We start from the raw sequence: 23,814 nt of genomic DNA, 5'->3' as shown, positions 1-23,814 counted from the left end.
TGGATTAACGTCGGTGATACGGCATTGCGTTCTGATCTGCAGAATGGTGACGGATCTCTTGTGAATACACGGTATGGTACGCTAGCGGAGTACGTGGAAAATACTCCTAGTATTTTGGCTACTAAATACATGAGCGAAAATGAATTATTATCAGTTTTGAATCGTGACAGAAGTGTTTTCGTTGATCGGGCTGTTCAGTTGGCTGCTAATGAGGCAGCAGAAAAAGGGTGTGGTATATTTCTTCCTCGAGGGGATTACGTTTTTGATGAGAAAGTAAATCTGTGGACTGGAATTACATCATTCTGGGGGGATGGTGGGGCAACTATTGTAAGAAGCCAGAGATCATATTTTATGTCTGGTTCTACTACGGATATTGATCCTACTCAGGACCGTTCAAATTTGTTGCTGGTTGCCTCAGGAGCTAGCGGTAACATTTCTATTCATGGTTTACGGTTTGATGGAAATGCAAGGAATATGGAGGTTGGGGTCTCTGGATCAGGTACATCTATACCTGACCAAACACGATATATAGACGTATGTCCGACAAATGCAGAACCTTACGATAACACTCCTGATGGAGTTAAAACTCCAGTACCTAATGTCTCATGGTCAGATCACAGATACTCACTAGGTGGGGTTCTGATATTTGACTGCATTTTCTATGACTCTCCTGGCTCATGTGTTGGCGGTAATATGAGAAATATCCGCATTCAGGGCAACACAATGGACGGATGTATGATCATGCTGTGTATACCGCTGGGGCTACATTTACTTCTCCTAGTGTTGGTGCTCTTGTTGAAGAGATAGCGGTAATTGGCAACTCAATGAAAAACAGGGTTAACACAAGGGGTAACGGATGCATAAAAGGCCGTTGTGGTTTCACTCGTTTCTCAATAATAGGAAACAACTTAGACGTTTTAGATAACGCCGTCGTTCTGGATATGCCAGGTTCTAGTGGTAATATTCCATGGGGCCAAATTACTGTATCTGCAAACAACATTAAAACACAGGGTGTCGGTATCCACATTGTCCCAGGTACCTCTACTACTCCATGGATTGATACTGGATGGATGAGAGCACTGGTTGTTTCTGGAAATACAATCAGAGCATATGATCGAATACTTCTGATTGGAACAAACGGAACAGTTATTGAATCTACAACCATGTGATTCAGCAACAACGTGATGACAGCTCCGCTGTTTATGTATAACTATGCAGCAATGAGCAATTGCCAGTTCAAAGTTGAAGGTGGTCTGATATCAACAAGTAGCCCGGTATTCATGAACGCGAGCGATGATGCAGGATCGGTAAATAGCTCGATAACCTTCGCAGATGTTGAAATGAGGTCTGACTCTACTGCCTCAGTAGGCTTTGCATCACTTGGGAATTTCAACAGAATTCTATTAACTGGCTGTAATGTTAATAATATGCAGTTCTCAACTGCTGCTGCTGCTACCCAATTACAGATTAAAGATTGTAATGTATCATTTTTTTCTGGTTTTTCAGCAACAACTATACCATTTATAGATACTGTTACTTCAACTAACGTTGGGCTTATGAACCTAATAGAGATTGAAGGTAACAAATTTGATCGCGGCCCCTCTCTCATGCGACTGAAATGTTCATCTGCTTGTACAGTCTTGTTCACAAGAAATAGATTCCTAAACTGCTCTAACCGAGTTGTTAATTTTCACCCAATTGGTTATTAACCTAAAGTGCTCATTGTATCTAAAAATATCCAGATGGGTGGTTTTCTTTTCAATCAGTTGCAGACAGGCGTTTCCAAAGCAACCGGAACTAGTTACGCAGAGTTTACAGATAACTATGTGGCGTCAACAACACCGGGAACTGCTGGTAACGCAACAATCCTGATGGATGACGGAGCTACGCCATGGCTTTCGCAGTACGAAAATATCAGAGTGGCTGACAACATGTTCAAGGATGCAACAGACGCGATCAGATGCTCTGGTTCGGCAGTATCAGGTATTGTATCAACAAACAAGTTATGGTTTGGCGATAACTCCTCAACAAACTCAAGCGCGACTTGTCAATATCCAGCGGCAAATAAGGCAAATACTGACATGCCGCAAAACATCACCATATAACGTTTACATGCAGCCGGGCAGAACCTAAAATGCTGATTTTGCGCGGCGAATTGTACTATGGAAAGAAGAACCATTCTTAAAGCTATACTTTTAGCATCGGCTTCAGCATCAGTACCGAGAGTGCATGCTACGGTTAATTCTGAGAAAAGTAGGGTTTCTCCTGATTCGTTTGGACTTAACAGCCTAAAATCGACTCACATAAAGACCATGGGAATTTCTGCCGGCGACAAGACGATTTTCAACGTTGCTTTTATTGGTGATAGTTGGACTCAAGCACCGGACAGATACTCAGGCGTTCTTGCCGACTATCTTGTTGCGAAATATGGTGATGGTGGCTCAGGATGGATTGGTTTCGGATCACTGTACAGGCCAGGATATTTCACGATTAATGGCTGCGGAAGGTCAAAAAAATTTATTGTTAAATATGATAATCCAGAGTCATGGACCATCGGTGGATACGCAAACAGAAATACACCTGACCTAAGTGCTGCTGGCTCTAACAAAATTGGAGCAAAGATAACCGTGTTTGGGAGCGGCCCTGTAATTAAATATAAAATCTGCTATCAGAAATCAGATGGGATATTTAAATACAAAGTCAGCGGAAGCGAATGGGTAACAATTGACGCTAGTCAATCACAAACTGATATTTCATTTCATGAGTGCGATTGTAATTTTGATGGCGCATGGAATATAGAATTCGTTGTGGTTTCAGGTGAGTGCCTCATTGGTGGGATAACCACATACTCTGGAATCCCTGGAGTCATAGTAAACAAATTGGGGTCAACAGGATCAACAACTCGTGATTGGGTAGAAAAGGATAGGGATTCATGGGTGTCAGGGCTTAAAGAAATGACTCCAGACCTTGTTACTATTCTGTTCGGTACTAATGACCAAAGCATTCCTTTAACTGTGGGCCAGTATTCACGGAATATCCTGAATATTATAAGCCGTATTAGAGAGGCTAATGATGATTGCGATATCCTTCTGATCGCTCCTTGTGAAAACGCGAGAAAGGGGAACAAAATCCCTATGAAAAAATATGCCAACGCGCTATATGAGATAGCAAAGTTGAAGAAGATAGGATTTCTGAATCTTCAGCCAGTTTTTGGCGAAATACCACATCATTATGATGTGGATAGCAGACTTCCGTTAATAGGTTCAGATAAGATACATCCAATAGAAAATACTGGTGGACGTCTGATTGCTTATTCAATAAAAGAAGCGCTTGGCGTCTGATTTTAAAGCTCACTATTTAAAATTGCGGGTGTGGTTATTATGAATAATTACCCATCCGCTATGAATAACAAAGTTGTTCTCAATATTAAACACACATTTAGAGACATCATAAGCTAGCCAGATATGTTTGATTCAGTCTCCATATTTTTCAATATAATAAATAAGATATGGCTTTGACAAAATGAGACTTTTACTTGTAATTATCCTTCTTCTAATAAAGCTAATACAGATATAATTCAGACATCTAACATCTAAACTTAGCCCCATCAACGATGGGGCTGCATTAATCAATTAATAGTGTATTTTTTGAAGTAGACCATAACATTCCCATTGACTAACTTGACGTTTTCGCTGGTTATATCTTGGTCGCTTATTATAGTGGTATACCCTTTTGATTTGAAAAGGTTATAGTCAAAATTATTAGTCATTCCGTACTTTTCCTCTGAATTAAGGCAGGTTGCAATGTATCCCATTTTCCATGGTGTTTTTGCTATTATGACACTATGTTCAGGAATAATGGCGCAATCTTTTGCTCTATTTTTATTAATATAATCAACCTTTTCACCATTAAAATATAAATACGTAGATGATATCAATATAACTACTGATGCAATGATGGGTAATGCCTTTACTGATTTATAATTGTTATATATGCTGAATACTATATATCCGTAAAACAAACCAAACATAGGCAGTGATGGGTATATATATCTAGCAAGATTCTTATATGGGGATAATAATTGCACGATTATTACCCACATCATAACGGTTGATGCAAGAATAAACACAAAGTAATTAGTTTCACTCATTATGCTTTTATTCTTAACAATAAAAAACAATGACACCGCTATGACTGTTAGCGCGATTAACACCCCGATAGGAAAGAAGTCATTAATCATCGACAATGATTTTACTGAATTAACTAGGTTGTCGCTAAAACTACCAAGCTTATCTAATGCCTCTCCTTGCCTGTTCCCATCAACGAAAAAATATTTTGGATATACTGCGTAAGAAATAACCGAGGTTAATGCGATGTATTTTACTGCAAATGAGATGGCGTTTTTTAAATTATTTTTATACTTTATAATTAAATATGGAAATAAGAAAACAGAAATCATTGCAACATAAAATAGAGCAAAGTAGCCACTCAACATTGCAAGTGATGTTGAAATTGAATGGATAAACAATAAGCGTAATGATAATTTTTCTCTAATTAAAAGTAGGCTGGTAAGCGTATATATCGCTACAAGCGCTTCTTGCATTTGATATGGTCTAAGAAAAATGCTGTTTGATATAGATGCTGTATTAATGAATGAAACAAAAACTACTAATATTGCTATTTGTTTACTGTTGAATAACCTATTCGCGATGCCGTATATGGCAACAAAAGAAACAACAAAAAATAACTGGTTAAGTTTAAATGCCCAGTTTGTTATAAATGAAGTGTTGCCTTCAGGATTTATCCCAGTAAACCATACTCTTAATAATGAATAATACAGATTGCTATGAGGAGTGTCTCTGTTATCTTGCCACAAATGATATACATCGCGAAGCATTCCTTTTATAGAATCATCACTGAACCATATCAACTGCCTTACCTGGCTACCAGTTATCTCAGTTAGAGAACTAAAAACCTTTGTCCATCCATAATCTTTATAGGCGGATAGGATAAAAGACAGAGACTCATCGATATGTAGTCCCTGTCTGCTAGCAAACCAAAACTCCCTTATCAGTAACATAATAATAAGTACCGATATCAAAATATATGTTGAATAGTATTTTTTATTATTTAACATCATAATCACTCCCTTTCTTTAATAAATATCTCGGCCTTCCTTTGCTTTCGATGTAAATTCTTCCTATATACTCACCAAGAACGCCAATTCCTATTAGTTGCACACCGCCTAGAAATAGTATTGAAACTAGTAGCGATGGATACCCAGGAACGCTATTACCAAATAGTAATTTATCTGCTATCATCCATGCGCCATAAATGAATGAAAGACTTGCAACCAATAGTCCAATATATGTCCACATGCGTAGAGGGAAGGTTGAAAATGATGTTATACCCTCAAGAGCTAGATTCCACAGCTTCCATCCATTGAATTTAGAATCACCGGCAACTCTTTCCGCTCTGGCATATTCAACAACGTCAGTTCTGCCACCAACCCATGACAATATTCCTTTCATGAAAAGATTGCGCTCTGGCATCATTTTGATGTTTTCCACTACTTCTCGGGACATCAGTCGAAAATCGCCGACATTCTCCTCTATCTTTGGATTACTGATTTTGTTATGCAGCTTGTAGAACCATTCTGCAGACTTACGTTTTAATCGGCTATCAGTTGATCTGTCGGCACGCTTTGCCAGGACCATGTCCGCTCCATCTTGCCATTTTCTAACCAGATGAGGAATTACCTCAATAGGGTCTTGCAGGTCAACGTCTATTGGAATTACTGCATCTCCAGTTGCGTGCTCAAGCCCAGCAAATAGTGCCGGCTCTTTCCCGAAATTTCTGGTGAATGAAATGGACATAACAAGAGGATCAGATATGGCAAGTGCATCAATTATTGATTCTGTTGCGTCTTTGCTACCATCATTGATGAACACGATTTCCACATCGTATTTTTTTAACTCTTCATACTCTCGAACCGTTTTATAAAAAATCGAGATCGTAGCCTCTTCGTTGTATACCGGAACAACCAGAGAAATCCTCATTTTGCTTCCCTAAAGACAATGAACTTAGAGTAAATAAATCCGCAGACAAGGCTGATAGCGGAAAATGCAATCAGCGTTATTATAGGTGGCAGTGCACACAAGTCAGCACTCCAACCAACGACAGCACTCAGAGTGCCCATAAATCCAACATACAGCATGTAGCGCATGGTTGTTGTTGAGGCATTGAAAGTGAACTTAGCATTGGCAAAAAAACTAAACGACACAGCAATAACAAAGCCAGCAAAATTAGCCAGTGCCTGATTTGTGTGCAGTACATAGAAGCATATGGCAAACACAACCCAGTGTATGAGTGTGTTGATGATTCCGATCGATGTGTATTTGGCGAATAACTTTAACATTATGAGGATCAGTCAATTCGTAGAGGCACAAAGTCTATCATCATACATCTGGATGATCGACATAGCATGGAAGAGAAGCCCAATCAGGTTGGCTTTTTGATATGTAAGGTGAAGTGAGACAAAAGCGGGACACACAAAGCTTTGCATCGGTTTGCAAGGCTTTGCATGTTTTTCGAAGGTGGGATGCGTGATGGGGCATGGATGGGGCAAAAAATTAGCGCAAAACAACTCAAAACCTCGAGAGGTGGTGATTCGTCTTGCGCTAACACTCTGCTTTATGACTGCTTTATGACTGCTTTATGTTCACTTCGACGCACTATAAATTAATAGTGCCGCCTATCCTGAACAAACCTTCATGGGCGGACTGAGCCGCCCATCGATTAGCAGGCGTTAAGGGTTAAGACTTTTTCGCCTGATACATCTCATCGGAGTGGTTGTCATCTTCCACCCAGAAGTTAATGTTGAATTGCGCATCGTCGCTTAATTCAACGCGATGCCAGTACTGCGGTGGGCTGGTCGCGAACTGACCGGCATTAATCACCACTTTCACTTCAGGTTCTTTTGCGTCTTCATTGGCAAAGCCATAATACGTTACCGTACCTTCCATCACGCAGAGCTGTCCAAACACGCCTGCTGCGGTGTTATGGTGAGAAAGAAGTGCTGCCGGGACGTTGTCTTTGGTAAAGAAGGGAGTAGAGCGTTTTACTTTCCAGTTTGCCGGGATGCGTAAATGGGACATCAGACATCTCCTTGGTGTGGCATCTATAAGATGTATTTAATATACATCTTATAGATGCCAGCAGGCAATGAATTTAAGGCAAAAAAAACGCTCCCGAAGGAGCGTCTCTGTTAGCGACCGAAGAGGTCACGTTTTTTCGGTTTAAACGGCTGTGCTAGGACTACCAGCACGGCGACCACCAGGTAAGCGGCGAAGATCCCCAACAGCCACTGTGGCATTTCCAGGGTTAAAAAAGACCACTGGCGTTCAGCACAGTCACCGGATGCTAAAAACACCTGCGGCAGCCATTTGTCCAGCGGTAGCCAGCTCGGGAAGCGTGCGGCAAAATCACAGGTCATAAACGGTGATGGGTGCAACTGAATCATGGTGTGCTCATACGCTAACTGCAGTCCGCGCCAGGCACTGTAAATCCAGATAATCATCGCCACATAGCGCAGCGGCGTTTTTGGTGCGATAGCCCCCATCAGCCCCGCGCCCATCACGCCAAATAATGCGCTACGTTCGTAAATACACAACACGCAAGGTTTTAGCAGCATGACGTGCTGGAACCACAGCGCGACAAGCTCCAGCGCAAAGGCGGTTAACGCCAACAATAACCATGCACCACGACCTCGGGAGCACTGGTTTAAAAATCGCAACATAATAATTTCCCTGCAACATGCGTAGAGAGCGCAGTTTAAACCAATTCAATTTATGCGCCACTAGCAGGAATTGAAAATTTGAGTAATCGGATAATTATCATGCAAAAAGTCAAACCGGGCAGTGATTTGCCCGGTAAATTGTTATGAAAGTGTAGCTAACCAGCCCGCCTGGGTCATCCACTCAGTCACCGGTACAAGCGTGAACTCGACGCAAAGCAGACCAACCAGCGTCAGGACGAGAGTATAAGGCAGAGCCATCCACACCATGCGACCATAAGAGAGTCGAATCAATGGTGCCAGCGCGGAGGTCAGCAGGAACAGGAATGCCGCCTGGCCGTTTGGCGTAGCAACGGAAGGCAGGTTAGTCCCGGTATTGATCGCCACCGCTAACAGCTCAAATTGGTTAAGGCTGATGGTCCCATGTTCCAACGCGGCTTTGGCTTCGTTAATGTAGATGGTGCCGACAAACACGTTATCCGAGATAGAAGACAGCAGGCCGTTAAAGAGATAGAACAGCGTCAGTTGAGCATGTTCAGAGGACTGCAAAACAAACTGAATAATCGGTGAAAAGAGCTGTTGATCGATAATCACCGCAACGATAGAGAAGAACACGGTCAGCAGGGCGGTAAAAGGCAGCGACTCGGTAAACGCTTTACCAATCGCGTGTTCGTCAGTAACGCCGGTCAACGACGTGGCCAGGATAATGACGGACAGACCGATTAATCCGACTTCCGCCAGATGCAGGGCCAGGGCAACCACCAGCCAGATACCGATAATCGCCTGGACAATCAGTTTGATTTTTTCCTGACGAGTACGCTGCTGACGGCTTTGATCGTCAAACTGTTGCAGGACATCGCGGACGGTCTCCGGCAGCGTTTCGCCATAGCCAAACCAGCGCAATTTCTCAACCAGCATGCAGGTTAACAGGCCGCAAATCAGCACCGGGACGGTGACCGGCGACATGCGTAGGAAAAAGTCACCAAAATGCCAGCCAGCCGCTTTGGCGATAATCAGGTTTTGCGGTTCGCCGACCATAGTCATTACGCCGCCTAACGCTGTACCGACACCCGCATGCATCATCAGGCTGCGCAGAAAACCACGGAACTGCTCCAGTACGATCTTATTGTGCTGATCGATATGGCTATCATCGAGCATATTGTTGTCTTCCGTGCGGGAAGAGGCGAAGCGATGGTAGATACCATAAAAACCAACCGCTACGCTGATTACCACGGCAACGACGGTCAGCGCATCCAGGAATGCAGAAAGGAAGGCGGCGGCAACGCAAAATGCCAGCGACAGCAGCATCTTGGAGCGAATCGTAAGCAGTAGGCGGGTGAAAATAAACAGCAGCAACTGCTTCATAAAGTAGATGCCAGCCACCATAAACATCAGCAGCAATAGCACCTCAAGGTTAGCGGCAACCTCTTCACGCACATGTGTGGCGCTGGTCATGCCGATGATGACCGCCTCGATGGCTAGCAGCCCGCCTGGTAGCAGCGGGTAACATTTTAACGCCATCGCCAGCGTAAAAATGAACTCGGCCACCAACAGCCAGCCCGCAATAAAGGGATTGATGAAAAATATAACCGGGTTAACGACTAAGAATACGAGTAGTGCAAGTTTGTACCAGTCAGGTGATTGACCTAAAAAATTGCGCCACATAGCGCGGCCCCATGATAGCTCCATGGTGATTTCCCTACCTTTAAAAATGAAATCATGTTTTTATGTTTGACCGCAAAGCTTAGCGGGAGGAGGGAGTACAGGCAAGCTATTCACGCGACGGACAAGGCTGGCTGTGCTTCAGCGTAATCTGGAAAATGAAGCCTTGATCCACTTTTTCTTCATTGCGTCAGCTATCAGCCATGTAGCCCGTCTGGTATGATAACTGTAACTATGTTTTGCTGTGTAATGGAATTATCACTATGGTCATTAAGGCGCAAAGCCCGGCTGGGTTCGCGGAAGAGTACATCATTGAAAGTATCTGGAATAACCGCTTCCCACCTGGCACTATTTTGCCTGCTGAACGTGAACTCTCTGAACTGATTGGAGTGACACGTACCACGTTACGCGAGGTATTACAGCGTCTGGCGCGGGACGGCTGGTTGACCATTCAACACGGCAAGCCGACGAAGGTGAATAACTTCTGGGAAACCTCCGGGCTAAATATCCTTGAAACGCTGGCGCGTCTCGATCACGAGAGCGTACCGCAGCTTATTGATAATCTGCTGTCCGTGCGTACCAACATCTCGACGATCTTTGTTCGTACCGCGTTTCGCCAGCATCCTGATAAAGCGCAGGAGGTTCTGGCAACGGCAAATCAGGTGGCCGACCATGCTGATGCGTTCGCCGATCTGGACTATAACATTTTCCGCGGTCTGGCATTTGCCTCTGGCAATCCGATTTACGGTTTGATCCTCAATGGAATGAAGGGATTATATACCCGCATTGGCCGCCATTATTTCGCCAATCCGGAAGCCCGCGCACTGGCGCTGAGCTTTTACCGTAAGCTGTCAGAACTTTGTGATCAGGGTGCTCATGAGCAGGTATATGAAACGGTGCGTCGCTATGGTCACGACAGCGGCGAAATTTGGCATCGTATGCAGAAAAACCTGCCGGGCGATTTAGCTATTCAGGGGCGCTAATCGCAGCTTATCCGGCCTACGAAATGCATTGTAGGCCGGATAAGACGTTTTCGCGTCGCCATGCGGCAATAAGATTTACAGACCGTTCATCCTCGGCGGGCAACGCTCCAGCAGTTCCACACTGCCGTCTTCATTCTGCTGCTCCAGCATCACGTCAAAACCCCAGAGCCGGTGCACATGCTTGAGCACCTCTTTGCGTCCTTTATCCAGCGGAGCGCGGTTATGAGGAATATAGCGCAAGGTGAGCGAGCGGTCGCCGCGCAGATCGACATTCCAGATTTGAATATTCGGCTCAAGGTTGCTCAGGTTATATTGCGACGACAGCCTGTTGCGGATCTCACGATATCCTTCCTCGTTGTGAATCGCGGAAATCTCCAGAAAATTATGACGATCGTCATCCAGCACGGTGAACAGGCGGAAATCACGCATAACCTTCGGTGACAGAAACTGGCTGATGAAGCTCTCATCTTTGAAATCGCGCATCGCGAAATGCAGGGTTTCCAGCCAGTCAGAACCCGCTATATCCGGGAACCAGTATTTGTCCTCTTCGGTAGGCGACTGACAAATTCGTTTAATATCCTGGAACATGGCAAAACCCAGGGCATAGGGGTTTATGCCGCTATACCACGGGCTGTTGTACGGCGGCTGGAATACCACGTTGGTATGGCTATGTAAAAACTCCAGCATAAACCGTTCGGTGACTTTACCTTCGTCATAAAGGTGATTAAGGATGGTGTAATGCCAGAAAGTGGCCCACCCTTCGTTCATCACCTGCGTCTGTTTCTGCGGATAAAAATACTGGCTGACCTTGCGCACAATGCGCAGCACTTCGCGTTGCCAGGATTCCAGCAGCGGGGCGTTCTTCTCCATGAAGTACAGAAGGTTCTCCTGCGGTTCAGAAGGATAACGTCGGGCTTCCGCAACGGTTTTCTCTTCCTCTTTCTTCGGCAGCGTACGCCACAACATATTTACCTGGCTTTGCAGATACTCTTCACGGCTTTTCTGTCGGGCTTTCTCTTCCTGTAGGGAGATTTTTTGCGGGCGTTTGTAACGATCCACGCCGTAGTTCATCAGCGCGTGACAGGAGTCGAGGAGCTTTTCGACTTCATCCACGCCGTAACGCTCTTCACACTGGGTAATATAGTTTCGCGCGAAGATCAGGTAATCGACGATGGAGCTGGCATCCGTCCAGCTACGGAACAAATAGTTGTTTTTAAAGAAGGAGTTATGTCCGTAGCAGGCATGCGCCATCACCAACGCCTGCATGGTGATGGTGTTCTCCTCCATCAGATACGCGATACACGGATTGGAGTTGATAACAATCTCATAGGCCAGCCCCTGCTGACCATGCTTATACAAACGCTCGGTTTCAATAAATTTTTTACCAAACGACCAGTGCGGATAGTTGATTGGCATCCCGACGCTGGAGTAAGCGTCCATCATTTGTTCGGAGGTGATCACCTCGATTTGGTGCGGGTAGGTATCCAGTCTGTAGAGTTTCGCCACGCGGTCTATTTCCGCCAGATAGACATCCAGCAGATCAAACGTCCAGTCGGGTCCATCGCTTAACCGTGTGCTGTCCTTGTTCATGGAATCAATCGTAGCCATTCGCGCACCCTCATTGTTGGCGGCACTCTCTGTCTGGAGTACCTCATTTCAAGCATAGATCATGGTGTTAAAAAACGTGCTGCGGCTGAAATTTTTTCTTTGCGATTTCTTGTTAGCGAGGCGTCGAAAAACGGTATGGCCGCAAAATTTTATGCTGGATAAAAATAACGCACAGCAGGAGATACCAAAGCAGGGAGTTCCCCGCCATCACCGCCATATGTGAGATAAGTCACCATAAAAAAGCCATATGTTGAATAATATTTTCAACTGAGTTATCAAGATGTAATTAGATGATTGTTCTTTTACTGTTAACGGAGTGGCTATGCGAGTTGTCATACTGGGAAGTGGTGTCGTTGGCGTGACCAGCGCCTGGTACTTAAGTCAGGCTGGACACGAAGTCACCGTCATTGATCGTGAGCCCGGTCCGGCACTGGAAACCAGTGCGGCGAACGCGGGGCAAATCTCTCCAGGTTATGCAGCACCCTGGGCGGCGCCAGGCGTCCCGCTTAAAGCAATTAAATGGATGTTTCAGCGCCATGCGCCGCTGGCCGTTCGCCTCGACGGGACGCAGTTCCAGTTGAAATGGATGTGGCAGATGCTACGCAACTGCGACACCAGCCATTACATGGAAAACAAGGGCCGGATGGTGCGACTGGCGGAATACAGCCGTGATTGCCTGAAAGCGCTACGCGCCTCTACCGGTATCGAGTACGAAGGACGCCAGGGCGGAACGTTGCAACTGTTCCGTACCGCTCAACAGTATGAGAACGCGACCCGCGACATCGCCGTCCTCGAAGACGCCGGCGTGCCGTATCAGCTCCTGGAAGCAAGCCGTCTGGCGGAAGTTGAACCGGCGCTGGCGGAAGTGGCACACAAGCTGACCGGCGGTCTGCGTTTACCGAATGACGAAACCGGTGACTGCCAGCTGTTTACCCAGCGTCTGGCGCTGATGGCGGAGCAGGCGGGTGTGAAATTTCGCTTTAATACTCCGGTCGATAAGCTGCTGAGCGATGGTGAGCAGATTTATGGCGTTCAGTGTGGCGAGGAGATAGTCAAAGCCGATGCCTATGTGATGGCATTCGGCTCGTACTCTACGGCGATGCTAAAAGGGATCGTTGATATTCCGGTCTATCCGCTCAAAGGCTATTCATTGACCATTCCTGTGGCGCAAGATGACGGCGCACCGGTTTCAACGATCCTTGATGAAACCTACAAAATCGCCATTACCCGCTTTGATAACCGTATTCGCGTTGGCGGCATGGCGGAGATTGTCGGCTTCAATACGGAATTGCTGCAACCCCGTCGTGAGACGCTGGAGATGGTCGTCCGCGATCTTTTTCCGCGCGGTGGGCATGTGGAGCAGGCAACCTTCTGGACCGGGCTGCGTCCGATGACGCCGGACGGTACGCCAGTGATCGGGCGAACGCGCTTTAAGAATCTACTGCTTAATACCGGCCACGGCACGCTGGGCTGGACCATGGCCTGCGGTTCGGGTCAGTTGCTGAGCGACATTCTGTCTGGCCGCACACCAGCCATTCCTTACGACGATCTGAGCGTGGCGCGTTACAGCCCGGGGTTTACCCCATCTCGTCCACGGCATTTACATGGCGCACATAACTGATAAGGACGTGAGATGACTCGCCCGATACTGGCCAGCATTGACCTGCAGGCGTTGAAACAAAACCTGACCATTACTCGCCAGGCCGCGCCGGACGCCCGCGTCTGGTCGGTGGTGAAAGCCAATGCCTACGGACACGGCATTGAACGTGTCTGGAATGCGCTGGGTACAACCGACGGTTTTGCCATGCTCAATCTTGAAGAAGCGATAACCCTGCGTGAGCGCGGGTGGAAAGGCCCGATACTCATGCTGGAGGGATTTTTCCACGCTGAAGACCTGATGGTGTATGACAAATATCGTCTGACCACCTGTGTACACAGTAACTGGCAATTAAAAGCGCTGCAGAATGCGCGCCTCAACGCGCCGCTGGATGTTTACCTGAAGGTGAACAGCGGCATGAACCGACTGGGTTTCTTACCGGAAAGAGTATCAACGGTCTGGCAACAGCTGCGGGCAATGCCCAACGTCGGTGAAATGACGCTGATGTCCCACTTTGCAGATGCGGAGCACCCGGAAGGTATTCAGGAAGCTATGGCGCGGATTGCACAGGCGACAGAAGGGCTGGAGTGCAGACGGTCGCTGTCCAATTCGGCCGCCACACTGTGGCACCCTGAAGCACATTATGACTGGGTGCGCCCGGGCATTATTTTGTATGGCGCATCACCTTCGGGACAGTGGCGGGACATCGCCAATACCGGCCTGAAACCGGTCATGACCCTGAGCAGCGAGATAATCGGCATACAGACGCTGAAAGCTGGAGATCGGGTGGGCTACGGGGGACGCTATACCGCCAGCGGCGAGCAGCGCATTGGCATTGTGGCGACCGGGTATGCAGACGGTTACCCGCGCCATGCGCCAAGCGGAACGCCGGTGTTGGTGGACGGCGTACGCACGACAACGGTGGGGACGGTCTCAATGGATATGCTGGCGGTAGATCTGACACCGTGTCCGCAAGCGGGGATCGGGACGCCGGTAGAGCTGTGGGGCAAAGAGATTAAAATTGACGATGTGGCCAGCGCCGCGGGTACGGTGGGCTACGAGTTGATGTGTTCTCTGGCGCTGCGCGTGCCGGTTGTGACGGTGTAACGTATCTGAAGCCGGATGTCGACGCTGATGCGTTTCATCCGGCTACACCGTTTATGCGACGCAGAAAGCAGACCGGGCAAGGCGCTGCCGCCGCCCGGCAAAAAGCATCAACGCGCCTCATCCTCATCTTCAGCAACGCGAACACCGACCTTCAGCACCGCATTATCTTCTTTCTCAGCAACCGTCCAGATCATGCCAGCAAATTCAACCTGGTCACCGACGACCGGCGCGGCGCCAAGCAGATGCTGGACAATTTCACCCAGCGTTTGCTGTTTATCACGATACTCTGTGCCATCTTCCAGGCCATAAATCAGTGCCACATCGGCGTATTTTGCGCTGGCCTCGAGAATAAAATCACCGAAGAAGCGCTGGTCTAACGACACCGGCGGCGACTGGCTGAACAGCTTGCCGAGAGCAGGGAGATCGCGCTCGCGGCCAATGACGCACAGAACATCGCCTTCACGCAGCCGTGTACTGCCGGATGGGTGAAACAGCACGTTGTCACGAAACAGGGCGGCAATTCGCGTCTCTTCCGGCATATGCAGGTCGCGCAGTGCGGCTCCTACACACCACTTATCCGCGCTGAGCTGATAAACAAACTGCTCCCAGGGGTTTTCCGGATGAATATCCAGACCAATGCGCGAAACGGGCCAGCCGACGGGAGGAACCACCACTTTGGCTTTTTTGGCGGCCCAGGAAAGCGACGTTCCCTGAAACAGCAGCGAGATCAGAACCACGAAGAACGCGACGTTAAAGAACAGGCGCGCATTCTCCAGACCCGCCATCATTGGGAACACGGCGAGGATGATGGGGACTGCACCGCGCAGGCCCACCCAACTGATGAAAATGCGCTCGCGCAGATTGAAGCCACGAAACGGCAACAGTCCGGCGAAGACCGAAAGCGGACGGGCAATGAATATCATCCATGCAGACAAAATCAGCGCAGGGATCGCGATAGGCAGCAGGTCGGACGGCGTAACCAGCAGTCCCAGCACCAGGAACATGGCGATTTGCGCCAGCCAGGCCAGACCGTCGAAGTTTTGCAGAATGCCAAATCGGTTGCGGATGGGGCGATTACCCAGCAGGAAACCACACAGATAGACCGCCAGAATACCGCTGCCTTCCAGTGCAGTGGTCAGGGCAAAAATCAGGATCCCACCGCTTAAGGCCAGTAGCGGATAAAGCCCTGCAGGCAGTGAAATGCGGTTAATCATTTGCTGAAGCAGGTAGCCCCCACCGAGGCCTAGTATGATTCCTAAGCCGAACTGCTGGATAATATGCACCGCAAACATCCAGCTTAAACCGGTCTCGTGATTTTGAATCATGGCGATAAGCGTGATGGTTAAAAACACCGCCATCGGGTCATTACTCCCGGATTCAATTTCCAGCGTAGAGCCAACACGTTCGTTAAGCCCCTTGCCGCCGAGCAGGGAAAAAACCGCCGCGGCATCGGTTGAACCGACAATCGCGCCAATCAGGAGTCCTTCGATAAGATCCAGATGAAACAGCCACGCGGCCATCATGCCGGTGAGTCCGGAGGTAATCAGCACCCCGACGGTCGCCAGCGACAGCGCCGGGCCTAACGCGACACGAAATGAGCTGGCCTGGGTGCGCATCCCGCCGTCGAGCAGGATAACCGCCAGCGCCAGGTTACTCACCATATAGGCGAAAGGGTAGTTATCGAAAGGAATACCGCCCACGCCGTCGACTCCCGCTAACATACCGATAGCGAGAAATATCACCAGAATAGGGATACCAAGACGTGATGAGAATGAACTGAGTAAGATACTGCAGGTGACGAGTACGGAACCCAAAATAAAAAGGCTAATTATTGCTGCGGCATCCAACGTTCGGTTACTCCTGAATTACGCTGTTTCGTATTTATAAACCCTAACATAATAACGACAGAAACAGCGTTTTACTTAGCCCTGTTAACCGCTTTTTTTACGATTTAAGTACCGGATGCCCACTTAAGGTGAGCTGAGCGCCGTTTTTATCATTTTTCAGTACCGCTCTTGCCCCCAACGGCAAGGTGACGGTGCGTTGTTCATGACCAAAATCGAGGCCGTCGATCACCGGAACCGATAACCTGGCGCGTAGAAAATCACAAACTGAGTCAAGACTGTAACCCGCGTCGTAATCATTAGGTGCGCTGCCGCTAAAACTGCCGAGGATAATGGCGTTTTGTCGGGCCAGTATTCCTGCGTGATACAGTTGCAGCAGCATGCGTTCAATGCGAAAAGGATGCTCGTTAATGTCTTCCAGCACCAAAATGCCGTTTTCGATAGCGGGCATCCACGGCGTGCCCATCAGAGAAATGAGCATCGCCAGATTTCCGCCCCATAGCGTACCTTCGGTCGCACATGCCGGACCGTTACCTTGCCACTCGAGGGTAAATTGGGCATTGCGAACAGCCTGCCAGAAATGGTGCTCGGTAAATGCGTTCATCTCCTCGGCACCAAAGTTAGCCGCCAGCATCGGGCCGCTGAAGCTAATCACATTCCCCTGTGCCAGCAGACCACACTGGATTGCGGTAAAATCGCTGTGTCCGCACAGCAGCAGTGGGTTGTGTTGCTGACGGTTCGCCAGCGCCTGCCAGTCAATATCTGCCAGTAAACGGCTCGCGCCATAGCCGCCGCGTACTGCCATCACAATGGTATCGGGCGTGTTCAGATTTACGAGCGCGTTCACATCAGCAAGCCGTTCTGCTTCTGTACCCGCAAAACGTTGGCAGCGGCGCGCAATGACCGCAGAATTGTCGACCTGATGACCGGCCTCAGTAAGACGCGCCAGCCCGCGTAAGGCAGCCTGCTGGTTGATACAGTAGCCCGACGGGGCAATTAAGTGAAACCGGGACATGGCATTTCCTTGCTACAACTAAAACCAAATGTATATCATGCCGCGTAGGTATGTCGTTGTCACCTCAGCGACAGGTTCCGGCTATAAGGATAGATGACGTGAAATTGAGATGGTTTGCTTTTTTGGTTGTATTACTTGCGGGCTGTAGTTCAAAACAGGATTACAAAAATCCGCCGTGGAATGCTGAAGTTCCGGTTAAACGCGCAATGCAATGGATGCCGATCAGCGAAAAAGCCGGTGCGGCCTGGGGTGTCAGTCCACAATTGATTACCGCTATCATCGCTATTGAATCAGGTGGAAACCCGAATGCGGTCAGTAAGTCTAATGCGATTGGCCTGATGCAGTTAAAAGCCTCGACGTCAGGGCGTGATGTTTATCGTCGCATGGGGTGGAGTGGCGAGCCGTCGACCAGCGAGCTGAAAAATCCTGAGCGCAATATCTCGATGGGGGCCGCATACCTGAGCATTCTTGAGACCGGGCCGCTGGCCGGGATCGAAGATCCGCAGGTGATGCAATATGCGCTGGTGGTATCGTACGCCAACGGTGCGGGCGCGCTGCTGCGAACGTTCTCCTCCGACAGGAAAAAAGCCATTAATAAGATAAACGATCTCAGCCCGGATGAATTTATTGAACATGTTGCTGATAATCATCCGGCGCCGCAGGCTCCGCGCTATATCTGGAAGCTTCAACAAGCGCTGGATGTGATGTAATTCAGGTGATGCTAATCGCGCACCTTATTCGACTTTTCCCGGGCCTCGCGCTCGAGGGAAAAAATAATCCGCTGTAGGTTACGCTCCACCGCCGGGCCGACGTTGAGAAAACGAAAGCTCAGGCGGGGAGTGGTAATTGTTTCGTTTTTCCCGTCGATAACTTTGCGTTCGCTAATGGAAATTAGCTGGGCGTCCACCTGATACACTCCCCATTGCTCCATGTTCAGTTCAACCTGTGAAAAGCGCATGCCTTCTACCAGTCCCTCTGGTTTTGCCGTTTCTAACAGCCCGCCCATACCGCCAAGAGACAAATCGAATAAGCGAAAACACAGCGTGCTGTTATCCGGCATTTTTACCGTGCAGCGATAGGGGGGATGCAGCGGAGCACCGATACGGAAATATTCCCGACGCTGGACGAACCACAGAGAGGGCGGCAATGATGAGATAAATGCGGGTAGCCGCTGGTATTCGCCTTTTTTCAGCTGTGGCAGGGTGAACTCCACTTTAGCTCCCTGCGTTTCGGCGATAATCGTTATCTGACTGGCCCGCTGCACGGCCTGGTTTTCATATTCCTGACTACCAAAATCCACGATCAGTTCGTCCGGGCTGACCGCCAGTATTTTGCTGATGAACTGGCCACCAGACCAGGAGATACGCAGCGGAACCTGCTGCGAATTTAAGTCCCGGAGTACGCCTAACACCGCTAACGGATTTTGCTTCAGGAACTGCTCATTGTAGTTACTCACACCTAATGACTCCTGGATGCCTGGTTTATCGTTGGATTATCGGCATCAATCAACGGAACTTAATACAAATGGATGAAATTTTTTACCAAACCCAATGAATTAAGTCTGAGGGAAAAAGCACGTAGCGATGGCTTGCCTATACTTAACGTGCTGGCGCAAGAATGTCTTGCGCGTGCGTTCACTGGAAAGAGGGCCTGGAAATGGGAATTATTACCTGGATTATTTTTGGTCTGATTGCGGGGGTTATCGCCAAACTGATTATGCCGGGGCGCGATGGCGGTGGATTTATCCTGACCTGCATTCTCGGTATTATCGGTGCTGTGGTCGGTGGATGGCTGGCTACGATGTTCGGTATCGGCGGCGATATCAGCGGGTTTAATCTCCACAGCTTCCTGGTGGCCGTGGTCGGCGCGATTGTTGTGCTGGGTGTCTTTCGGCTTGTACGACGAGATTAATCGAACGGCCCCTGACGGGGTAATGCTTGTCAGTTAATGATGAGTGGCCGTAGCGACAACGGAGAGTGGCACATTCGGAGGTAACGAATCTGTTGCCTCCGGCGTATTGCTACGTTCACCTTATGTTTGTCACTTCTCTGAGGCAATACGACCTGTGAACGTGTTAAGGGTACTATCACCGTACCCTTGCGAATCAATTTCTCACGGATGAAAACCCGGAATACCCCATAAGGGCTAGATGACATAGAGACATCAGGAATGGCGAAATATAAGCCAGAAAAAATCCGCGACGCAGCGCGGATTCGGGGAGTAAAACGCTTCAGGTAACGGCATTAAGATGTCGGCTGAGCCTGTTTTTTAGGCTCGACTGGCGTGGTACTTGCCGGGGCCGGGCGCGATGCGGGCACGCTGTCACAGGGCTTTTCTTTGGCGCAGATCAGGTCGAGCATTTTTAGCGTTACGCCGTTGGTCCAGCCAAAACCATCCTGCAACGGATATTCGCCGCCGCCTCCGCCAGTGCCTGTGCTACTCACGTCATACTTTTCAACCAGCTTTTTCTCACGATCGTAGGTGTGCTGCACGTTGGTGAGGAATCGCCAGGTCACGTCCATGGCGACGTTATCCTGACCGTAATTCTGTAATCCCGATGCGGCGACCCACTGGAGCGGGGCCCAGCCGTTGGGAGCATCCCACTGCTGGCCGCTTTTCACCGACGTGGTGGCCAGGCCGCCGGGTTGCAGCAAATGCGCCTGGGTTGCCGCGGCCACTTTGCTGGCGCGATCTTTTGCTGCTGCATTGACATACAACGGGAACAAGGCGGCGGCCGTGAGTTGGTTACGTACTTTGTGGCTCTTCAGATCGTAATCGGCATACCAGCCTTCTTTGTCGTTCCACAGGTGCTTTTCGATCCCTTTTTGTCGGGCATTAGCGAAGCCTTCATATTGTGCAGCTTTGGCATTATCCCCGGCGGCCTTGCTGGCGAGGGCGATCATCTTTTCCATTTTGTACATCAACGCATTGAGATCGACCGGAACGATGCTGGTGGTGCGTAGGGTGCCTAGTTGATTGGGGTTATCCATCCAGCGGGAACTAAAGTCCCAACCCGACGCGGCGGCAGAACGCAGGTCGCGGTAGATTTCTGTGGCCGGTCGGTTCGGATTGCTTTTCGCTGTGGCGATATCCTCCACCCAGGACTCTGGCCGCGGCGTATCGCGGTCATCCCAGTAGCGGTTCAAAACGGTGCCGTCATCCAGTTTAACCACGCGCTTATTCTGCTGACCGGGCTGGAGCGTTTCGACGCCTTCCATCCAGTAGGTGTATTCTTTGAGCATCTGCGGGAGGTATTTTTTCAGCGCGTCATCCCCGTTATGCTGCGCCAGCAGTTCCACCATAAAGGCAAAGAATGGCGGTTGAGAACGGCTCAGATAGTAGGTGCGGTTGCCGTTAGGAATGTGCCCCCAGGAATCAATCTCGTAAGCGAAGTTTGCCACCATGTCGGAGACCTTATCCCAGTGATTGCTCTCGGCAAGCCCCAGCATGGTGAAATAGCTGTCCCAATAATATATTTCGCGAAAACGCCCGCCAGGCACGACATACGGCTCCGGGAGCGGCAGCAGAGAGTCCCATTTTTCAGCGTCGGTTGTCGAACGGGTGAGTACCGGCCACAGTCCGTCAATATGCTCGCGCAGCGATTGCCCGGCTGGGGGGACGTATTTCTCGCCAGCTTTCGGCAAGGTGAAATTCACTTCCACAAAATGACGTAAGTCGAATCCGGACTGGTTTTTCTGCATCCGGTAATCGGCAAGGATCATTAATGGATCGCTGTTAGGAACGGCATCAGCAAAGGTTTTCTGGTCAGGAAACAGTTTGGCCGTTTGTACATCGTTAAACAGAGGGCCAAGCAAAATATCAGGCGGCTGAGGCGTTGCGGTTGGCGCGTCCTCGGCGTTGACGGCAAAAGAGGAAAGGGCAAAAAAGGTGCTTGCGAGCGTCAGTTTTATTGCAACAGAGAGCAGGCCTGGATGGCGAGTTGCAGGCGTTATCATCGGTTAATCTCCTTAGGGTGTGCCGAAGCAGCGGCATTTACCATGAGAAAACCTTAGTTCAGGATCGACCGTTGTGCGTGATCGACGCCCCATTTTGCGAATAAACAGACATTTCCCGACGCGAATCGAAAAGATGCACACCCTTTGTCGGGAAAGGGCGTGCAACCGACATCAGCCCGCGCGGGTTATCCGCTGGGCCACGCAGTCAAGGGTCAGGGTATCACCCATCGTGATACTCTCGATGGCCTCGCCTTGCTGACATAACCAACATAACCCCATTGCACGGGCGATAATCGCCGGGTGGGACGCTTCGCTCCCGTCCCGCAGGCAGATGCCTTTGATGGTCTTCGGATCGAGTTGCAGCACCGTAGAAGGATAGATGACCTCCGCGACCAAAATAGTGGGGCGGATGAATGCGGGAATTTGTGCAGTCTCTCCCGTCAAATACTGCAGTGAACGAGACAACAAATCTTCAATATCGATGTATCGCGCCTGCAGGTAAGGATCGTCGAGCTGTAAATACTGCTGGCTGAGATCGCTCAGCACCTGATGCCAGGCCCAGGCCGCGCTGCACTGCGTTTCACGCATTAGATCACAAGCCATATCGAACAGATCCGGATCGTCCAACAGCGTGTGGTGACCGGAGAAAATAGCGGCGATATCTGCGGAATATCTCTCTTCTGCAAGCGCGGTTAGCCCGCTTAAGTCGTTCAGCGTGCTTTGGATAGCGACCCGTAACCGTTGCTGCTCAATCTGGAGTGAGGCTACAGGCTGCTGGCTTACCTGTGGTGAGAACGGTGTGTAACAGAATGCTGTCCCCGTGACCTGTGAGGGAACCTTCGTCACCACGGTATCAGCATGCGCGGGCTCGAGTGATTCACCAAAATTCTCAGCTGCCAGCTGTTTGAATGCGGCCAGCGCATCCTCTGCCTGTTCGCCCTTGGCAATCAGGCGCAGCGTGTCGTTACAGCGTACCTGCAGCAGGGCAATCTGATTCAGGCTATCAGGGACGACGCACTTGCCATTTTTCTCCAGCCACATATCGGCGTTAAAGCCAGACAGCGCGGAAACCAGCCGTGAAGCCGGACGCACATGAATGCCGTTTGGGTTTTTCACCACAATGGCCACTGAATGAGCATCTGCATCAGGCGCGAATTCGGCAGATGTCGGCTTTGCTGCAGATGGCGAAGGTAAACCCAGTTGCTCACATTTGGCGTCGAGGGCGTTCATGGCATCACAGATGACCCGCTCGATGTCAGCACCTGCGGCAGCGCTAACCGTTGCGGCGAGCGTGCCTTCGACCAGCGGCGCGGCGCACAGACGTACTTTGGCGGCAATGGCCGGATCGAGCAGTTCCAGCGCGGTTTCCGCACTCAGTAGCGCACTACCGATATCCATCATCACCAGCACGTGATCCGTATCGGCCACGGACTCAATGGCTTCCATCACCTTGATAGGATCGGTGCCAATCGGATTCTCAGGATCGTCAATGCCTGCGGCAATAGCGATTTTGCAACCATCACCCATTAACATCTGCCGGGCTAGCGCGCCGACGCCTTCGCCCAACTGGGCGCTGTGAGAAACAATAACCAGGTTTACCATCGCTTTATCCTTACTCTCTGGACGCCTGAGCCAGCATTTGCATCATAAACATTACGGACGTTGCGCCGGGATCCTGATGCCCAATGCTGCGCTCACCGAGATAGCTGGCGCGGCCTTTGCGGGCCTGCATGGTGATGGTGCTTTGCGCTGCTGCTTCCGCTTGTTGGCTTGCCGCTTCCAGCGCCGCCTGTACGCTCAGCTTTTGCTCGCAGGATTGGCGTAAAGATTCCACTACCGGCAGCCAGACATCGCACATGGTTTTGTCGCCAGGTTCAGCTTTACCGCGGCTAATCACACCTTCTGCGCCATCACGAATCATTTGATACAACTCCTCAAGCGTCAGGCTTTGATGAGCCTGGGTCACCTGGGCGGCGCGGATAAAAAAGGTACCAAACAGTGGACCGCTGGCCCCCCCGACGCTTGAGAGCAGCACCATGCCGGTGTTTTTCAAAATAAAACCAATGTCTTTATCGGCGATGGACGGCAGCTTTTCGACGACTTTGCTAAAGCCGCGGTGCATGTTCAGACCGTGGTCGGCATCACCAATTTCCCGATCAAGACCGGTGAGAAAATCACTTTCGGTGGTGAAGATCTCACCGCAGCGATAGAGCCAGTTAACAATTTGTGTTCTGTTGAGGGACATCA

23 protein-coding genes are annotated in these 23,814 nt (G+C 49.5%); 10 read left to right on the top strand and 13 right to left on the bottom strand.

The genetic code is table 11. From position 1 onward, the window contains the following. The first annotated feature begins 93 nt into the window (after positions 1 to 93). The 5 genes from N0B36_RS06570 to N0B36_RS06550 are packed head-to-tail and all read left to right on the top strand — an operon-like array spanning position 94 to position 3,341. Positions 94 to 807 carry a hypothetical protein gene (locus tag N0B36_RS06570; protein ID WP_235117146.1) on the top strand — a complete coding sequence of 238 codons (714 nt, stop codon included), beginning with the start codon at positions 94 to 96 and terminating at the stop codon, positions 805 to 807. A 17-nt stretch (positions 808 to 824) separates the two neighbouring features. Next, positions 825 to 1,169 (top strand): hypothetical protein, encoded by a 345-nt coding sequence (locus tag N0B36_RS06565; protein WP_235117147.1) that lies wholly within the window; start codon positions 825 to 827, stop codon positions 1,167 to 1,169. A 15-nt stretch (positions 1,170 to 1,184) separates the two neighbouring features. Continuing rightward, positions 1,185 to 1,709 carry a hypothetical protein gene (locus N0B36_RS06560; RefSeq protein ID WP_235117148.1) on the top strand — a complete coding sequence of 175 codons (525 nt, stop codon included), beginning with the start codon at positions 1,185 to 1,187 and terminating at the stop codon, positions 1,707 to 1,709. Positions 1,710 to 1,742: 33 nt separating this feature from the next. Continuing rightward, positions 1,743 to 2,105 (top strand): hypothetical protein, encoded by a 363-nt coding sequence (locus N0B36_RS06555; RefSeq protein WP_235117149.1) that lies wholly within the window; start codon positions 1,743 to 1,745, stop codon positions 2,103 to 2,105. Between the two features lie 57 nt (positions 2,106 to 2,162). Continuing rightward, on the top strand, positions 2,163 to 3,341 hold the full coding sequence (locus N0B36_RS06550) for an SGNH/GDSL hydrolase family protein (RefSeq protein ID WP_235117150.1): 1,179 nt from the start codon (positions 2,163 to 2,165) through the stop codon (positions 3,339 to 3,341). Between the two features lie 287 nt (positions 3,342 to 3,628). On the opposite strand, the gene N0B36_RS06545 is transcribed toward N0B36_RS06550, so the two are convergent. From N0B36_RS06545 to nhaB, 6 genes are all read right to left on the bottom strand, one after another. After that, the gene (locus tag N0B36_RS06545) at positions 3,629 to 5,140 is read right to left on the bottom strand and encodes a hypothetical protein (protein ID WP_259686207.1); all 1,512 of its coding nucleotides are present in this window, start codon (positions 5,138 to 5,140) and stop codon (positions 3,629 to 3,631) included. Continuing rightward, entirely contained in the window at positions 5,127 to 6,059 is a 933-nt protein-coding gene (locus N0B36_RS06540; RefSeq protein ID WP_235117152.1) for a glycosyltransferase family 2 protein, read from the bottom strand. The genes N0B36_RS06545 and N0B36_RS06540 overlap by 14 nt, the downstream gene beginning before the upstream one ends. Then, positions 6,056 to 6,418, bottom strand: coding sequence for a GtrA family protein (locus N0B36_RS06535; protein ID WP_235117184.1), 363 nt, complete (start codon positions 6,416 to 6,418; stop codon positions 6,056 to 6,058). The genes N0B36_RS06540 and N0B36_RS06535 overlap by 4 nt, the downstream gene beginning before the upstream one ends. 397 nt (positions 6,419 to 6,815) lie before the next feature. Continuing rightward, entirely contained in the window at positions 6,816 to 7,157 is a 342-nt protein-coding gene (locus N0B36_RS06530) for a DUF1971 domain-containing protein (protein ID WP_016153372.1), read from the bottom strand. 110 nt (positions 7,158 to 7,267) lie between these two features. Beyond that, positions 7,268 to 7,798 (bottom strand): disulfide bond formation protein DsbB, encoded by a 531-nt coding sequence (gene dsbB, locus N0B36_RS06525; RefSeq protein ID WP_259686206.1) that lies wholly within the window; start codon positions 7,796 to 7,798, stop codon positions 7,268 to 7,270. 141 nt (positions 7,799 to 7,939) lie between these two features. Further along, positions 7,940 to 9,484 (bottom strand): Na(+)/H(+) antiporter NhaB, encoded by a 1,545-nt coding sequence (nhaB, locus tag N0B36_RS06520; protein WP_181221714.1) that lies wholly within the window; start codon positions 9,482 to 9,484, stop codon positions 7,940 to 7,942. 236 nt (positions 9,485 to 9,720) lie between these two features. On the opposite strand from nhaB, the gene fadR reads away from it, so the two are divergent. Next, a complete protein-coding gene (fadR, locus tag N0B36_RS06515) occupies positions 9,721 to 10,440 on the top strand; it encodes a fatty acid metabolism transcriptional regulator FadR (RefSeq protein WP_016153370.1) in 720 nt (239 codons plus the stop codon). A gap of 75 nt (positions 10,441 to 10,515) precedes the next feature. On the opposite strand, the gene N0B36_RS06510 is transcribed toward fadR, so the two are convergent. Beyond that, on the bottom strand, positions 10,516 to 12,048 hold the full coding sequence (locus N0B36_RS06510; protein WP_200107847.1) for a SpoVR family protein: 1,533 nt from the start codon (positions 12,046 to 12,048) through the stop codon (positions 10,516 to 10,518). A 322-nt stretch (positions 12,049 to 12,370) separates the two neighbouring features. On the opposite strand from N0B36_RS06510, the gene N0B36_RS06505 reads away from it, so the two are divergent. Both N0B36_RS06505 and dadX read left to right on the top strand, forming a co-directional pair. Beyond that, positions 12,371 to 13,669, top strand: a complete 1,299-nt coding sequence (locus N0B36_RS06505) for a D-amino acid dehydrogenase (protein ID WP_016156783.1) — start codon at positions 12,371 to 12,373, stop codon at positions 13,667 to 13,669. A 12-nt stretch (positions 13,670 to 13,681) separates the two neighbouring features. Beyond that, positions 13,682 to 14,752 (top strand): catabolic alanine racemase DadX, encoded by a 1,071-nt coding sequence (gene dadX / locus N0B36_RS06500; RefSeq protein WP_016156782.1) that lies wholly within the window; start codon positions 13,682 to 13,684, stop codon positions 14,750 to 14,752. A 107-nt stretch (positions 14,753 to 14,859) separates the two neighbouring features. On the opposite strand, the gene N0B36_RS06495 is transcribed toward dadX, so the two are convergent. Then, complete coding sequence (locus N0B36_RS06495) at positions 14,860 to 16,599, bottom strand: potassium/proton antiporter (protein WP_016153367.1); 1,740 nt, start codon at positions 16,597 to 16,599, stop codon at positions 14,860 to 14,862. Positions 16,600 to 16,696: 97 nt separating this feature from the next. Further along, positions 16,697 to 17,611 (bottom strand): muramoyltetrapeptide carboxypeptidase, encoded by a 915-nt coding sequence (gene ldcA / locus N0B36_RS06490; RefSeq protein ID WP_019076960.1) that lies wholly within the window; start codon positions 17,609 to 17,611, stop codon positions 16,697 to 16,699. A gap of 98 nt (positions 17,612 to 17,709) precedes the next feature. Here ldcA and emtA point away from each other — a divergent pair, with 98 nt between their 5' ends. Further along, complete coding sequence (gene emtA, locus N0B36_RS06485) at positions 17,710 to 18,321, top strand: membrane-bound lytic murein transglycosylase EmtA (protein WP_016153365.1); 612 nt, start codon at positions 17,710 to 17,712, stop codon at positions 18,319 to 18,321. A gap of 11 nt (positions 18,322 to 18,332) precedes the next feature. Here emtA and ycgR read toward each other — a convergent pair whose 3' ends face one another. Beyond that, positions 18,333 to 19,067: a flagellar brake protein YcgR gene (gene ycgR / locus N0B36_RS06480; protein ID WP_216403228.1), complete on the bottom strand. Its 735-nt coding sequence runs from the start codon at positions 19,065 to 19,067 to the stop codon at positions 18,333 to 18,335. A 200-nt stretch (positions 19,068 to 19,267) separates the two neighbouring features. On the opposite strand from ycgR, the gene N0B36_RS06475 reads away from it, so the two are divergent. Further along, positions 19,268 to 19,522, top strand: coding sequence for a GlsB/YeaQ/YmgE family stress response membrane protein (locus N0B36_RS06475; protein WP_016153363.1), 255 nt, complete (start codon positions 19,268 to 19,270; stop codon positions 19,520 to 19,522). A gap of 332 nt (positions 19,523 to 19,854) precedes the next feature. Here N0B36_RS06475 and N0B36_RS06470 read toward each other — a convergent pair whose 3' ends face one another. From N0B36_RS06470 to dhaL, 3 genes are all read right to left on the bottom strand, one after another. Continuing rightward, positions 19,855 to 21,567, bottom strand: a complete 1,713-nt coding sequence (locus N0B36_RS06470) for an alpha,alpha-trehalase (protein WP_259686205.1) — start codon at positions 21,565 to 21,567, stop codon at positions 19,855 to 19,857. Positions 21,568 to 21,738: 171 nt separating this feature from the next. Next, the gene (dhaM, locus tag N0B36_RS06465) at positions 21,739 to 23,169 is read right to left on the bottom strand and encodes a dihydroxyacetone kinase phosphoryl donor subunit DhaM (protein WP_259686204.1); all 1,431 of its coding nucleotides are present in this window, start codon (positions 23,167 to 23,169) and stop codon (positions 21,739 to 21,741) included. Positions 23,170 to 23,179: 10 nt separating this feature from the next. Continuing rightward, entirely contained in the window at positions 23,180 to 23,812 is a 633-nt protein-coding gene (gene dhaL, locus N0B36_RS06460; RefSeq protein WP_016153354.1) for a dihydroxyacetone kinase subunit DhaL, read from the bottom strand. Positions 23,813 to 23,814: the final 2 nt, after the last annotated feature.

The sequence above is a fragment of the Citrobacter sp. XY323 genome (assembly GCF_025106035.1).
GTDB classification, from domain to species: Bacteria; Pseudomonadota; Gammaproteobacteria; order Enterobacterales; family Enterobacteriaceae; genus Citrobacter; species Citrobacter braakii.
Note: the sequence above shows the minus strand (reverse complement) of the source record. Positions and strands in the feature narration are given on the sequence as shown.

What these genes read in the sequence shown, in the direction of transcription:
- N0B36_RS06565 (WP_235117147.1), top strand. Translation starts at nt 825, where the DNA reads ATGAAAAACAGGGTTAACACAAGGGGTAACGGATGCATAAAAGGCCGT.
- N0B36_RS06560 (WP_235117148.1), top strand. Translation starts at nt 1,185, where the DNA reads ATGACAGCTCCGCTGTTTATGTATAACTATGCAGCAATGAGCAATTGC.
- N0B36_RS06555 (WP_235117149.1), top strand. Translation starts at nt 1,743, where the DNA reads ATGGGTGGTTTTCTTTTCAATCAGTTGCAGACAGGCGTTTCCAAAGCA.
- N0B36_RS06550 (WP_235117150.1), top strand. Translation starts at nt 2,163, where the DNA reads ATGGAAAGAAGAACCATTCTTAAAGCTATACTTTTAGCATCGGCTTCA.
- N0B36_RS06545 (WP_259686207.1), bottom strand. Translation starts at nt 5,140, where the DNA reads ATGATGTTAAATAATAAAAAATACTATTCAACATATATTTTGATATCG.
- N0B36_RS06540 (WP_235117152.1), bottom strand. Translation starts at nt 6,059, where the DNA reads ATGAGGATTTCTCTGGTTGTTCCGGTATACAACGAAGAGGCTACGATC.
- N0B36_RS06535 (WP_235117184.1), bottom strand. Translation starts at nt 6,418, where the DNA reads ATGTTAAAGTTATTCGCCAAATACACATCGATCGGAATCATCAACACA.
- N0B36_RS06530 (WP_016153372.1), bottom strand. Translation starts at nt 7,157, where the DNA reads ATGTCCCATTTACGCATCCCGGCAAACTGGAAAGTAAAACGCTCTACT.
- dsbB (WP_259686206.1), bottom strand. Translation starts at nt 7,798, where the DNA reads ATGTTGCGATTTTTAAACCAGTGCTCCCGAGGTCGTGGTGCATGGTTA.
- nhaB (WP_181221714.1), bottom strand. Translation starts at nt 9,484, where the DNA reads ATGGAGCTATCATGGGGCCGCGCTATGTGGCGCAATTTTTTAGGTCAA.
- fadR (WP_016153370.1), top strand. Translation starts at nt 9,721, where the DNA reads ATGGTCATTAAGGCGCAAAGCCCGGCTGGGTTCGCGGAAGAGTACATC.
- N0B36_RS06510 (WP_200107847.1), bottom strand. Translation starts at nt 12,048, where the DNA reads ATGGCTACGATTGATTCCATGAACAAGGACAGCACACGGTTAAGCGAT.
- N0B36_RS06505 (WP_016156783.1), top strand. Translation starts at nt 12,371, where the DNA reads ATGCGAGTTGTCATACTGGGAAGTGGTGTCGTTGGCGTGACCAGCGCC.
- dadX (WP_016156782.1), top strand. Translation starts at nt 13,682, where the DNA reads ATGACTCGCCCGATACTGGCCAGCATTGACCTGCAGGCGTTGAAACAA.
- ldcA (WP_019076960.1), bottom strand. Translation starts at nt 17,611, where the DNA reads ATGTCCCGGTTTCACTTAATTGCCCCGTCGGGCTACTGTATCAACCAG.
- N0B36_RS06475 (WP_016153363.1), top strand. Translation starts at nt 19,268, where the DNA reads ATGGGAATTATTACCTGGATTATTTTTGGTCTGATTGCGGGGGTTATC.
- N0B36_RS06470 (WP_259686205.1), bottom strand. Translation starts at nt 21,567, where the DNA reads ATGATAACGCCTGCAACTCGCCATCCAGGCCTGCTCTCTGTTGCAATA.
- dhaM (WP_259686204.1), bottom strand. Translation starts at nt 23,169, where the DNA reads ATGGTAAACCTGGTTATTGTTTCTCACAGCGCCCAGTTGGGCGAAGGC.
- dhaL (WP_016153354.1), bottom strand. Translation starts at nt 23,812, where the DNA reads ATGTCCCTCAACAGAACACAAATTGTTAACTGGCTCTATCGCTGCGGT.